Here is a 12,632-nt window from a genome sequence, read left to right as displayed (position 1 = left end):
CCATGCCCCGCTACGAAAAAACCAACGAAGCGCTTGATGCGCTGAGCCCCGAAGAATTCCACGTCACCCAACGCAGCGGCACCGAACGCCCCGGCACCGGCAAATACCTGAGCAACAAAGAGCCGGGCATCTATGTCGACATCGTCTCGGGCGAACCTTTGTTCGCCAGCGGGGACAAATACGAGAGCGGCTGCGGCTGGCCGAGCTTTACCAAACCGATCGAGCCCGCCTATGTTGAAGAGCTTCAAGACGCCTCGCTCGGCATGGTCCGCACCGAGGTGCGCAGCAAGCACGGCGATAGCCACCTTGGCCACGTCTTTCCCGACGGCCCACCGGATCGCGGCGGGCTGCGCTACTGCATCAACTCCGCCTCTTTGCGCTTCGTGCACCGTGACGACATGGAAGCCGAAGGCTATGGCGAGTACCTTAACCAAGTGGAGAATGTGACATGACAACCGAACGTGCAGTATTGGCCGGTGGCTGTTTCTGGGGCATGCAAGACCTGATCCGCCGGCGCCCCGGCGTGGTCTCGACCCGCGTCGGCTATACCGGCGGCGACGTGCCCAATGCGACCTATCGCAACCACGGCACCCATGCTGAGGGGATCGAAATCAACTTTGACCCCGCAAAGACCTCCTACCGTGAGCTGCTGGAGTTCTTCTTTCAAATCCATGACCCCACCACGGCGAACCGCCAAGGCAATGATGTCGGTATGAGCTATCGCTCTGCGATCTACTACACCAACGACGACCAAAAAGCCGTGGCCGAAGACACCATCGCGGATGTGGAAGCCTCCGGCCTCTGGCCGGGCAAAGTGGTGACCGAAGTCGAGCCGGTCGGTGATTTCTGGGAAGCGGAGCCGGAGCATCAGGACTATCTTGAACGTCTGCCCAACGGCTACACCTGCCACTTCCCTCGCGCGGATTGGGTGCTGCCCAAGCGCGAAGCAGCCGAGTAACACCGCAGCCCCCGGCCCCGCGCCGGGGGTTAGCCTACCGCCACTCGTGGCCGTCCCGAGGCTTCGACGGTAAGCTCTGCCTCAACGAAGACCTCCCGCCCTTCGACTCCCGCCGTGCGGATATCGCGTGTGACTTGGCATTCGATCTCAACCGCCCCTGCGGATTTCGCGCGGGCGCGCGCGGCATTGGTCAGAACTATCTCTAAATGGGCCAAAGCGCTCTCCGCATCTGGGAAATCCTGTGGCCCTTGAGCTAGATGCACCCGGAACTTCCCTTCGCCCGGCGATGTCACACTGCCGCTTTCACGCGTGATGACCCGCCCCACCACCGCACCAATGGCGTTGGCGACGGCGGCATGTTCAGGCAAGATCATCTGGGTGCCCAAGGCCTCTCCGACTGCCGGGTAATAGGTCAATGCCGAAGCGCCAAGTCCGACAATCGGCAGGTTCAGACCCGCATCGATCCGCAACACTCCCCGGTGCCCCGCCAGCCCGCGGTGCAATAACACATGGCGCGCCAAGGCTTCCGGGGAAAGGTTAAAATCGGCGTCTTCCTCAGCAAAAGCAGTCTCTAACAACGCCAGAGTGGTTTGATATGTCAGACGGTCAACAATGATCTGCGCAAGCGCTTCGGGTTCAGGGCAGAACCGTAGTCCAGACCCACCGCGCTTGCGCCCAAAAAGCTCAAGCGCCTTACGGGCGGCACCGCGATCCCATGCCAAAAGCTGCCCGGTCACATGGCTCGCGTCCGATGGGGTGACCCCGGCAACCTGAACCAGCCCACGCGCCACCAGCCGCGCCAGTGCGCCCTGCTCCATCCGATTGCGCAGCACATCTCCCAACGGGCGCACCGTGTCACCGATCCGATCCAGCAAGGCCAATTCCCGCCCCGCCAGCCCTTCGGTCGCCTGCCCCGGTACGGCGCGGACAAAGCGGCCGTCATGCTCCCCCGGAACGTTGCGGCGCAACTGTGCGTCTAGCGCGGTATGCACCACCTCTGGCGCATCGACAGCGATCAGAGAGACGGGCAGCAAGCGTTTCGGCCCAAGCGTCACCCCTGCCGTCAGCCCTTCGGCTATGAAATGCACTTCGCTGTCACCGCCCAGACCGTGGGTGCGCATAGCCACGGCCTCGACCATGGTGCGGTATGGCCCCACTTGCGCGCCTGCCGGATCAATCGCCGGACGCCCATCACGCAGCAACGCCACATCCGTCGTCGTGCCGCCGATGTCAGAAACCATCGCCGTCTCGGCCCCAGTCAACCAGCGCGCACCCACCAGTGACGCCGCCGGGCCACTGAGGATCGTCTCTATCGGCCTTTGGCGGGCCTGCGCGCTCGACATCAGGGCCCCATCGCCGCGCACCACCATCATTGGAGCGTTGATGCCCAAGGCACGCAATTGGTCTTCGGTGCGCCCGATCAGCTGGTCAATCATGCCGATCAACCGCGCGTTTAACAGGGCAGTTAAGGCACGTTTCGGGCCATTAAGCTTGGCGGAAAGAGTGTGGGAGGCAGAAACCGGGCGGCCCGTCCTCTGCGCCACCAGTTCCACCACCCGCAACTCATGCGCCGGATTGCGCGTGGCGAATTGGCTGGCCACTGCGAAACCGCTTACCTCATGCTTATGTGTCTCTAAAAACGCGATTAGCGCAGTTTCGTCCAGCGCCGCAGCCTCGGCCCCGGCGTGGTCATGGCCCCCGGCCAGCAAGAGGAACGGATCGCCGCGCAGCGCGTCAGATAGGCCATGTGCCTCCAGATCACGCGCGGGAAACCCAACATAAATCAGCGCCACGCGGCCGCCCTGCCCTTCGACCAGCGCGTTGGTGGCAAGGGTCGTCGACAGCGACGCCATTGCGATCTCGGCCGCTGCCACACCGGATTGCGCCAGCACCGCGCTCACCGCTTTGCCAACGCCAATTGCCAAATCTTGACGGGTTGTCAGGGCCTTGGCCGACGCGATCACCTCGACTTCATCCCGGATCAGCACTGCATCCGTATAGGTGCCGCCCGTGTCTACGCCCAATAAAACCGCCAATGGCGCACCCCTATGCCAACCGCTCTACCGCCCAACGCGCTGCATCAGCAACAGTCGGATCAGCATCTTCGGTCAAAGATTGCGCCGCACTGCGCAGCGGTGCCAGCCCCGAATTCCCTATCGCATAAAGCACGTTGCGCACAAAGCGGTCCCGCCCAATCCGCTTGATCGGAGAACCAGAGTAACGCGCACGAAAGGCGGTATCGTCTAGTGCGGCAAGCTCGGCCAGATCGGCGGGCTGCACTGCTGGCCCGTGATAGCGCATATCGCTCGCCGTCACGGCGAACTTGTTCCATGGGCAGGCGGCAAGGCAATCGTCACAGCCATAGATCCTGTTGCCCAGCTTTTCGCGGAGTTCCAGATCAACGGGGCCTTTATGCTCAATCGTCAGATAGGAGATGCAGCGCCGCGCGTCGAGTTGGTAGGGGCCGGGAAAGGCATCTGTCGGGCAGACATCAAGGCAGGCCCGACAAGAGCCGCAGTGATCGACCTCTTGCGCGTCTGGGGCAAGGTCCAGCGTGGTAAAAACAGAGCCTAAAAAGGCCCAGTTGCCGAACTTACGGCTCAGCAGATTGGTGTGTTTGCCCTGCCAGCCCAGCCCCGCCGCCTGCGCTAAGGCTTTTTCGGGCACCGGGGCGGTATCGACAAAAACCTTCACCTCAGGCTCTGCCGCGCGCGCCTCTTCCATCAGCCAACGCGCCAGCCGCTTCAGCCGTTTCTTGACGATATCGTGGTAGTCGCGCCCCTGCGCATAGACCGAGATTGCCCCCTTGTCGGGATGTTCCAACACCGCGCGGGGGTCATGTTCGGGGGTATAGCTTTCGGCCAGCATGATGACCGACCGCGCCTCAGGCCAGAGGGCGGCAGGATTGCCGCGCCAGTGCATCCGGTCCTCCATCCAGCCCATTTGCCCGTGATATCCAGCTTCGACAAAACGGGCGAGGCGTTCGGGCACTTCCGGCACATCCGCAGGGCGGCAAATGCGGCAGGCAACAAAGCCTTCTTCGAACGCTCGCGCGACCAGTCGTACCTTCAGATCTTCGCTGTCCACGGTCACCCTCTTGGCGCCCCGGACGCCATCAGAAATCCAAGTTGTTGTATTGCCTTGGCGGCGGGAAACCCGGCACTTGATCGGCAAGGATCGAGCGGAAAGCCGGGCGGGATTTGATCTTGGCGTACCAGTCTTTGACCACGTCCGACCGGTTCCAATCGACATCGGAAATATAGTCAAGCGAGGACAGATGTGCCGCAGCCGCAAAATCGGCCAGCGTCATCACGTCCCCCGCCAACCACCGGCGGTGATCCAGCAGCCACGTCATGTAATCCAGATGGTACTTGATCGCCTTGGCCCCGGCTTTGACGTTTTTACTGTCCGGATAGCCCTGTTTGGTGACTTTCTTGTTCACCCGTTCATACAGCAGCTTGGAGGTGACCTCATGGTGGAACTTATCATCGAACCAACTGACCAATCGGCGCACCTCAAGCCGCTGCACCGGGTCGCTGGGCAGCAGAGACGCTTCGGGGCGGGTCTCTTCGATATATTCGCAGATCGCGGCGCTTTCGGACATCATGATCCCGTCTAGCCGCAGAACGGGTACCTTGCCCGCCGGGTTACGGCGCAGAAAATCCGGGTCTTGCTCCCAGTAACGTTCCTCAACCAGTTCCACCTCGATCTTCTTCTCCCCAAGGCTGAGCCGCACCTTGCGACAGAAGGGGGACAAGGGAACGTGAAACAAGCGAGCCGTCATAAGAAGTCCGTGTGATTAAAGGGATTGCACTCTTCCATGCCTGCTGGCGCAGGGATTTTCAACTGTCGAAACAGGCGGCACGACCGTCCGCGCGGATGGTCGCCGCCCCGTCCATAATCTGCGCCGTGCGCTTGCGGGTAAAATCACTAGGGCGCGAGGCAGAGCGGTCTTTGGGCGCGGGTAGAATAGCGGCGAGCCGCGCCGCCTGTGTCGCACTAAGCTCTGCGGCGCTGACCCCAAAGTAATGCGGAGCCGCCGCGCCGACGCCAAACACGCCTTCGTCAAACTCTGCCACGTTCAGGTAAACCTCAATAATCCGCCGCTTGGGCCAAAGCGCTTCGACCAACGGCGTCATCCCCGCCTCCATCGCTTTGCGTATCCACGATCGGCCATGCCAGAGATAGACATTCTTGACCGTCTGCTGGCTAATCGTCGATGCTCCGCGCTCAGAGCCGTTCTCGATCGCGGTGCGGATCGCCTCCATGTCAAAGCCCCAATGGTTGCAGAAATTCGCATCCTCCGCTGCCACGGCAGAGCGGGCCATGACCGGGGCAATCTGGTTCAGCGGCACCCAATCGCGCTGAACCCCGCCCAAACGACGGCTTTCGGAAAACATGTAGACCCCGGTGGGCGGGTTAACGAACCGAAAAAGCAGCACCAGCAAAACCACCAGCGCGCCAGACACAAGGGCTGCGCCAAACAGCCAGCGGGTGACCCGTTTTTTCAACGTGATTTTTGGCGCGGCTTTGCGGCGGGTTTGGCCTTTTGAGGCGGTCTTTTTGCGCGTGGTCATGAATTAGCTATAGGCTGCTCGCAGGGATTTGTGAACTTTTCTCACGCGCGGTGATCTCTTGCGCGAGATAGGCACCGATCTGGGCGGAGCCACGGGCGGAGGGATGCACGTTGTCCCCGGCAAAAAGCCCGCGGTCCCCCCGGTCGATCACGTCTTCGGAATCGACGAAATGGATCCCCGGGCGGCCTGCGGCGAAAGTGGCGATGCGGGATTCGATTTCGACCAGATCATCGCGGCATCCGGCAAAGGAGCCCGAGCCGGAGCCTGCGTAATAGCCCATCCACATGACCTGCGCCCCGGTTTGGGCACGAAGGCGTTGCAGGAAGGCGGGGATGCTGCCGCTTTGGCCGTCAGGTGCGATCAGCGCATTCACCGAGGCCCCGCAGGCCCCGCAGCCGCAATCGGCGCTCAGATCGTTGGCACCGCCATTCACCACCACCCAGTTCCAGCGCCCGCCGGGGAACTGCTGCTGGATGTCAAAGCCAACGGCAGAGGCGATGGTCGAGCCATTGTCGAACTGCGCGCCGGGCACGGCACGGCTGGTGACGCTGCGGCGCGTTTGGTTGGCAATGACATCGGGTATCGAGCGGCCTCCATTCCACGCCATGATGGAATCGCCCAGCACGAGGATATCGCCTCCGCCACGCGGTGCGGTGTCGGTGCAGGCGCTTAGGCCTGTGATTATCAGCAATACCGCTAGAATTCTTCGCATGATCTGCCTCCCGTGGAGAGGCAGAGGTAGCGCAGACACTTTTGAATACCACCCCAGCCCGGAATCAAGCCGCAGGCGCCGGGCCATCGCCTGCCCGTCCCGGCGGGCTGGCGATGACCCTCCCGCGCGACCGAAGCCGCGCGGGGGATAACTTACTCCGCTGGAACTGCCGCCTCTTCCACCGACAGCGGCGCGGGCAGATGCACCAACATCTCCTTCGGGCAGACCTGCAGGAAGTTGTGCTTCTCCGTGTCCCAATGCTGGAGGATATCCGCGCCCTTGCGGCTGTTGGTCTCCGCTACATGACGCTCAATCAATCCATGCAACTGATTCAGCCAATGCTCTACAGTGACCGCACAGGTCACAATGGTTTCGGCATTCATCAGCTTCGGTGCAAGCCCTTCGGGATCATACAAATAGGCCATCCCCCCGGTCATCCCGGCGGCAAAGTTCGCGCCGATCTCACCAAGGATGACCGCCACACCGCCGGTCATATATTCACAACCGTTGCTGCCACAGCCTTCGATCACAACATGCGCGCCTGAGTTGCGCACGGCAAAACGCTCGCCCGCGCGGCCAGCGGCAAAGAGATAGCCCGCCGTCGCACCATAAAGCACCGTGTTGCCGATGATCGTGTTCTCGGACGCCACCACCGGGCTCGCCATCGAAGGTCGCACCACAATCGTGCCGCCGGACAGACCCTTGCCGACATAGTCGTTGGCATCGCCCGAAACTTCGAGCTTCAGCCCCGGCGCGGCAAAGGCACCGAGCGACTGCCCAGCCGAACCGGTCAGCTTCACCGTCAGGTGGTCCGGCTGCAAGGAATTGCGCATCCCGAACCGCTTGACAATATGGCTGCTGACCCGCGTGCCCACGGTCCGATGCGTGTTTTGCACCGCATAGGAGAGCTGCATCTTCTCGCCGTCTTCCAAGAACCGCGCGGCATCCCGGACGATCTGCGCATCAAGCGTATCAAGCACCACCTGACGCGGTTTGTCGCGGTCATAGACGTTCTCATGTGCGCCATCGACGGTGATCAACAGCGGGTTGAGGTCCAGATCATCCAAATGCGCCGAACCTCGGCTGACCTGCGTCAACAGGTCCGCGCGGCCGATGACTTCATCAAGGCTGCGCGCCCCGATGCTGGCCAGAATCTCGCGCACTTCGGTGGCGTAGAAGGTAATCAGGTTCACCACTTTGTCCGCATTGCCGGTGAACTTGCCGCGCAGCGCTTCGTCTTGGGTACAGACGCCCACGGGGCAGGTGTTCGACTGGCACTGGCGGACCATGATGCAGCCCATGGCGATCAGCGCAGCGGTGCCGATGCCGTATTCCTCGGCCCCCATCATCGCCGCCATGACGATGTCGCGCCCGGTGCGCAGCCCGCCATCGGTGCGCAATGTCACCCGGTCGCGCAGGTTGTTCATCGACAGGACCTGATGCGCCTCGGTCAGGCCCATCTCCCACGGCAGACCCGCATATTTGATCGAGGTCGCAGGCGAGGCCCCGGTGCCACCGTTATGGCCCGAGATCAGGATGATATCGGCCTTGGCCTTGGCCACCCCGGCGGCAATCGTGCCAACGCCCGAAGACGCCACCAGTTTCACTGTCACCTTACAGCGCGGGTTGATCTGCTTGAGGTCATAGATCAGCTGCGCAAGGTCTTCGATCGAGTAAATGTCATGGTGCGGCGGGGGCGAGATCAGCGTCACGCCCTTGGTTGAATGCCGCAGCCGCGCGATCAGGTCGGTAACCTTCATGCCCGGAAGCTGGCCACCCTCACCGGGCTTGGCACCCTGTGCGACCTTGATCTCCAACTCTTCGCACTGGTTCAGATACTCCGCCGTCACACCAAAGCGCCCGGAGGCCACCTGTTTGATCTTGGCTGACGGATTGTCACCATTGGCCTCAGGCACGAAATGCGCCGGATCTTCGCCGCCCTCGCCGCTGTCGGACTTCGCACCGATGCGGTTCATCGCCACGTTCAGCGTTTTATGCGCCTCGGGCGACAGCGCTCCCAGCGACATGCCCGGCGTTACGAACCGCTTGCGGATCGAGGTGATGCTTTCCACCTCTTCCAACGGCACAGGATTGCCGCGCGGCTTGATGTCGAGCAGATCGCGCAGATGGATCGGCGGGTTGCTCTGCATCTTCTTCGAATACTGCTGCCACATCTGATAAGAGGCGCGGTTGCAGGCCATTTGCAACATATGCATGCTGCTGGCTTCCCACGCATGTTTCTCGCCAGTTTTGCGCTGCTTGTAAAAGCCGCCAATAGGCATGACAACGCCATCACCCTGCCAACCACGTGCGTGGACTTCTTCGGCTTTGCGTTGAATGCCTACGACGCCGATGCCGCTGATGCGGCTGGTCATGCCGGGGAAATACTCCGCGCACATGGCACGGCTCAGGCCTACGGCTTCAAAGTTCAAACCACCACGGTAGGAGGAGATCACGCTGATCCCCATCTTTGCCATGATCTTGAGCAGGCCTTGGTCAATCGCCTCGCGGTACTTCTGCACCGCTTGCGTCAACGTCATATCCAGCAGGCCGCGCCCGATACGGTCGGCCAAGGAATCCTCGGCCAGATAGGCATTCACGACGGTCGCACCGCAACCCACCAACACGGCAAAGTAATGCGGATCAACACATTCCGCCGCGCGCACGTTCAGCGACGTAAAGGTTCGCAAGCCTTTGCGCACCAAATGGCTGTGCACCGCACTGGTGGCAAGGATCATCGGCATCGCGACTTTGTCTGCGTCGCTGTACTGATCGGTCAGCACCAAATGCCCCGCGCCAGAGCGTACTGCATCCTCGGCCTCGGCCCGAATGCGCGCCAGCCCGGCGCTCAGGTTACTGCTGCCCGCCTCAAAGGTACAATCAATGGTGACGGTGTGAACCTTAAACTGCGACATCAGTTCTTCGAACTGAGCGTTGCCGACAAAGGGGCTGTCGAGCACCAGAATCTCGGTCTGGCTGCTGTCTTCGTCCAGCACGTTCTTTAGGTTCCCGAAACGGGTCTTAAGGCTCATCACCCGGAATTCGCGCAAGCTATCAATCGGCGGGTTGGTGACTTGGCTAAAGTTCTGGCGGAAGAAGTGGCTGAGGGGGCGGTATTGCCCGCTCAGAACAGCCGAGGGCGTGTCATCACCCATCGACGCCAGCGTCTCTTTACCGTCCTCGGCCATCGGCGCGAGGATCTGCTCCAACTCTTCGATGGTATAACCCGCCGCAACCTGACGACGGCGCAGGTCATTGCCCTCAAAGAGCGGCTTTTCAGTGACCGCGCTCAGCACGTCATCCAACTCATGGATTTTGCCAACCCAATCGCCAAAGGGCTGGTTGCCCGAGAGCTTGTTTTTAATTTCAGTATCGTGGAACAGCTTGCCCTCAGTCATATCCACGGCGATCATCTGCCCTGGCCCAAGCGCGCCCTTGGCGACAACCCGCGCCTCGTCCAACGGCACCATACCAGCTTCGGAGCCCGCGATCAGCATACCGTCCGAAGTCACCACATAGCGCATCGGACGCAGACCGTTCCGGTCAAGCCCGGCACAAACCCAACGCCCATCGGTCATCGCCAGCGCGGCTGGGCCGTCCCATGGTTCCATCACCGAGTTGCAGTAGGAATACATGTCGCGCCACGCTTGGGGCAGCTCCACGGCCAGTTTGGACCACGACTCGGGCACCAGCATCGTCTTGGCCATCGGCGCAGAGCGGCCTGCGCGCACCAATACCTCAAACACCGAATCCAAGGCGGCAGAGTCGCTCGACCCGGCTGCGACAATCGGTTTGATATCTTCGGCCATGTCACCAAAGGTCGAAGATGCCATGCGGATTTCGTGGCTCTTCATCCAGTTGGTGTTGCCTTTCAGCGTGTTAATTTCGCCGTTATGCGCCAACATGCGGAAGGGCTGCGCCAACCACCACTGCGGGAACGTGTTCGTCGAATAGCGCTGGTGATAGATCGCAAAGGCGCTGATGAACTTATCATCTTTCAGGTCGGGATAGAATTCGGCCACCTGTTCGGCCAGCATCATGCCCTTGTAGATGATGCTGCGGCAGGACATCGACGCGATGTACATCTGCGGCACCTGCGCGGCGATGGCGGCTTTCTCAATCCGGCGGCGGATCACGTATAGCTCACGCTCGAATGTCTCTTCATCCACGCCCTTGGCGTTTGAGATCAGGATTTGCTCAATCTCGGGGCGTGTCGCATTGGCCTTATCGCCCAGCACCGAGATATCAACCGGTACATGGCGCCAGCCGTAGATGTAATAGCCCATACGCAGCACTTCGGTTTCCACGATGGTCCGGCATGTCTCTTGTGCGGCAAAGTTGGTGCGCGGCAGGAACACCTGTCCCACGGCAATCAATTCATTCTCGCGCGGAGTATGGCCGGTGCGGCGCACCTGATCGTAAAAGAACGGCACGGGGATCTGCAGGTGAATGCCCGCGCCATCGCCGGTCATCCCATCAGCGTCTACCGCGCCACGGTGCCAGATCGCCTTTAACGCGTTGATCCCGTTCAAGACAACTTCGCGGGTCTTTTCGCCGTTGATGTTAACCACCAGCCCAACACCGCAAGAGGAATGTTCCTCTTCGAAGCTATACATACCCTTTTCGGCCATCATCGCCCGTTTGGCTTCTTCGCGGGCTACCCAGGCGTCATCATATTTGGTCATGGCTTGGTTCCTTCCACAAATGCCGCAAATCCTGCTGTGACTTCGGCCTTGGTTTTGGTTTCTTGCGTCCCGGCAAAGTCATGACCTGCGGGTTTCGCATCTATGTAAATCTCGGGTTTGGGCAGCAGCCCGCGCCGTCGCTTATTCTGCGGCGATGCGCTGCACCCCATTGAAATCATTCAGGATCGCTTCGGCGCAATCGCGACCGTCTTTAATCGCCCACACCACCAAGCTTGCGCCGCGCACAATGTCACCCACGGCATAAACGCCTTCCAGCGCGGTGGCCCCGGTGACGTAATCCGCCTTGATCGTCCCCCAGCGGTTGACCGGCAGGTCCGGCTCATCCCACAGCTCCGGCAGGTCTTCGGGTTCAAAGCCCAGAGCCATGATCACCAGATCGGCGTCTTCGACGTAGTCGGCCCCTTCGATGACTTCGGGTGCCTGACGGCCCGTCACATCGGGCGCACCAAGGCGCATTTTTTGCACCATGACCCCGGTCACCGGATCACCGACAAAACCTTTAGGCGCGCTGAGCCATTCGAAAATCACGCCTTCTTCCTCGGCGTTTTGCACTTCGCGCTGGCTGCCCGGCATATTGGCCCGGTCACGGCGGTAGAGACATTTGACGCTCTCCGCACCCTGACGGATCGAGGTGCGCACGCAGTCCATCGCCGTGTCGCCGCCGCCAATCACGACAACCTTTTTGCCAGCAGCATTCAGGCGGCCATTCTCGAATTCTTCAACCGTGTCGCCAAAGCTTTTGCGGTTGGAAGCGGTCAGAAAATCAATCGCCCGCTCTACGCCAAAGCCACCTACGCCGGGGGCTTCGATCTCGCGCGTTTTATAGACGCCAGTGGCGATGATCACTGCGTCATGTTTGCCACGGATCGCGCCAAAGCTGATGTCGCGGCCTACGTCGCAGTTCAATTCAAAGGTCACGCCGCCATCGACCAGTTGCGCATTGCGGCGCTCTACCACGTCTTTCTCAAGCTTAAAACCGGGGATACCGTAGGTCAGCAACCCGCCCGCGCGATCATAGCGGTCATAGATCGTAACCTGCACACCGGCACGGCGCAGCATATCAGCTGCGGCCAAACCGCCGGGGCCAGCCCCGATGATGCCGACACTTTCCTGACGTTCCTCACGCGGGGCGGCGGGTTTGACCCAGCCTTTCTCCCAAGCGGTGTCAGTGATGTACTTCTCGATCGAGCCGATGGTCACAGTGCCGTGGCCTGACTGCTCAATCACACAGTTGCCTTCGCACAGACGGTCTTGGGGGCAGATACGGCCACAGATCTCGGGGAAGGTGTTTGTCGCCTGGCTTATCTCATAGGCTTCTTCCAACCGGCCTTCGGCGGTTAGGCGCAGCCAGTCGGGGATGTTGTTATGCAGCGGGCAATGGGTCTGACAATAAGGCACACCGCATTGGCTGCACCGGCTTGATTGCTCGGCGGCTTTGCGGTCAGCGTATTCGGCATAGATCTCGTCGAAATCTGTTCGGCGCAGGTTGGGCGGACGCTTCTCAGGCATGTCCCGCGCCACATCCGTAAATTTCAGCATAACCTGCTTCGCCATATACCCGTCCCTTCGACAAATTCCGTCAGAAGGCCCAAATACAAGAGCTCAAAAATAAATAAAAGACAGCAGTGCTGACCTATTTACTTCTTTCCGGCCAAATGAACTGCCCGGACATGATTTTT

The 12,632-nt window shown here is 60.8% G+C and carries 9 protein-coding genes; 2 read left to right on the top strand and 7 right to left on the bottom strand.

What is annotated here, in order from left to right; genetic code table 11:
- The first annotated feature begins 2 nt into the window (after positions 1-2).
- Positions 3-452, top strand: a complete 450-nt coding sequence (gene msrB / locus BM229_RS11250; protein WP_093927968.1) for a peptide-methionine (R)-S-oxide reductase MsrB — start codon at positions 3-5, stop codon at positions 450-452.
- Positions 449-958 (top strand): peptide-methionine (S)-S-oxide reductase MsrA, encoded by a 510-nt coding sequence (gene msrA / locus BM229_RS11245; protein WP_093927727.1) that lies wholly within the window; start codon positions 449-451, stop codon positions 956-958. Before msrB ends, msrA begins: the two co-directional genes overlap by 4 nt.
- A 29-nt stretch (positions 959-987) precedes the next feature.
- Here msrA and BM229_RS11240 read toward each other — a convergent pair whose 3' ends face one another.
- The 7 genes from BM229_RS11240 to BM229_RS11205 form a co-directional block, all read right to left on the bottom strand.
- On the bottom strand, positions 988-2,994 hold the full coding sequence (locus tag BM229_RS11240; protein WP_093927726.1) for a hydantoinase/oxoprolinase N-terminal domain-containing protein: 2,007 nt from the start codon (positions 2,992-2,994) through the stop codon (positions 988-990).
- 10 nt (positions 2,995-3,004) lie between these two features.
- Positions 3,005-4,051, bottom strand: coding sequence for a tRNA epoxyqueuosine(34) reductase QueG (queG, locus tag BM229_RS11235; RefSeq protein WP_093927725.1), 1,047 nt, complete (start codon positions 4,049-4,051; stop codon positions 3,005-3,007).
- Between the two features lie 22 nt (positions 4,052-4,073).
- Positions 4,074-4,742 carry an FtsZ-binding protein FzlA gene (fzlA, locus tag BM229_RS11230; protein WP_093927724.1) on the bottom strand — a complete coding sequence of 223 codons (669 nt, stop codon included), beginning with the start codon at positions 4,740-4,742 and terminating at the stop codon, positions 4,074-4,076.
- Between the two features lie 58 nt (positions 4,743-4,800).
- Positions 4,801-5,535 carry a monofunctional biosynthetic peptidoglycan transglycosylase gene (mtgA, locus tag BM229_RS11225; protein WP_093927723.1) on the bottom strand — a complete coding sequence of 245 codons (735 nt, stop codon included), beginning with the start codon at positions 5,533-5,535 and terminating at the stop codon, positions 4,801-4,803.
- 7 nt (positions 5,536-5,542) lie between these two features.
- On the bottom strand, positions 5,543-6,247 hold the full coding sequence (locus BM229_RS11220; protein ID WP_093927722.1) for an SGNH/GDSL hydrolase family protein: 705 nt from the start codon (positions 6,245-6,247) through the stop codon (positions 5,543-5,545).
- A gap of 152 nt (positions 6,248-6,399) precedes the next feature.
- The gene (gltB, locus tag BM229_RS11215; protein ID WP_093927721.1) at positions 6,400-10,932 is read right to left on the bottom strand and encodes a glutamate synthase large subunit; all 4,533 of its coding nucleotides are present in this window, start codon (positions 10,930-10,932) and stop codon (positions 6,400-6,402) included.
- Positions 10,933-11,073: 141 nt separating this feature from the next.
- Complete coding sequence (locus BM229_RS11205) at positions 11,074-12,507, bottom strand: NAD(P)-dependent oxidoreductase (protein WP_093927720.1); 1,434 nt, start codon at positions 12,505-12,507, stop codon at positions 11,074-11,076.
- Between the last annotated feature and the right edge of the window lie 125 nt (positions 12,508-12,632).

Source organism: Sulfitobacter dubius (assembly GCF_900113435.1).
GTDB lineage: Bacteria > Pseudomonadota > Alphaproteobacteria > Rhodobacterales > Rhodobacteraceae > Sulfitobacter > Sulfitobacter dubius.
This window is presented reverse-complemented; position numbering and strand designations above follow the sequence as displayed.

What these genes read in the sequence shown, in the direction of transcription:
- msrB (WP_093927968.1), top strand. Translation starts at nt 3, where the DNA reads ATGCCCCGCTACGAAAAAACCAACGAAGCGCTTGATGCGCTGAGCCCC.
- msrA (WP_093927727.1), top strand. Translation starts at nt 449, where the DNA reads ATGACAACCGAACGTGCAGTATTGGCCGGTGGCTGTTTCTGGGGCATG.
- fzlA (WP_093927724.1), bottom strand. Translation starts at nt 4,742, where the DNA reads ATGACGGCTCGCTTGTTTCACGTTCCCTTGTCCCCCTTCTGTCGCAAG.
- mtgA (WP_093927723.1), bottom strand. Translation starts at nt 5,535, where the DNA reads ATGACCACGCGCAAAAAGACCGCCTCAAAAGGCCAAACCCGCCGCAAA.
- BM229_RS11220 (WP_093927722.1), bottom strand. Translation starts at nt 6,247, where the DNA reads ATGCGAAGAATTCTAGCGGTATTGCTGATAATCACAGGCCTAAGCGCC.
- gltB (WP_093927721.1), bottom strand. Translation starts at nt 10,932, where the DNA reads ATGACCAAATATGATGACGCCTGGGTAGCCCGCGAAGAAGCCAAACGG.
- BM229_RS11205 (WP_093927720.1), bottom strand. Translation starts at nt 12,507, where the DNA reads ATGGCGAAGCAGGTTATGCTGAAATTTACGGATGTGGCGCGGGACATG.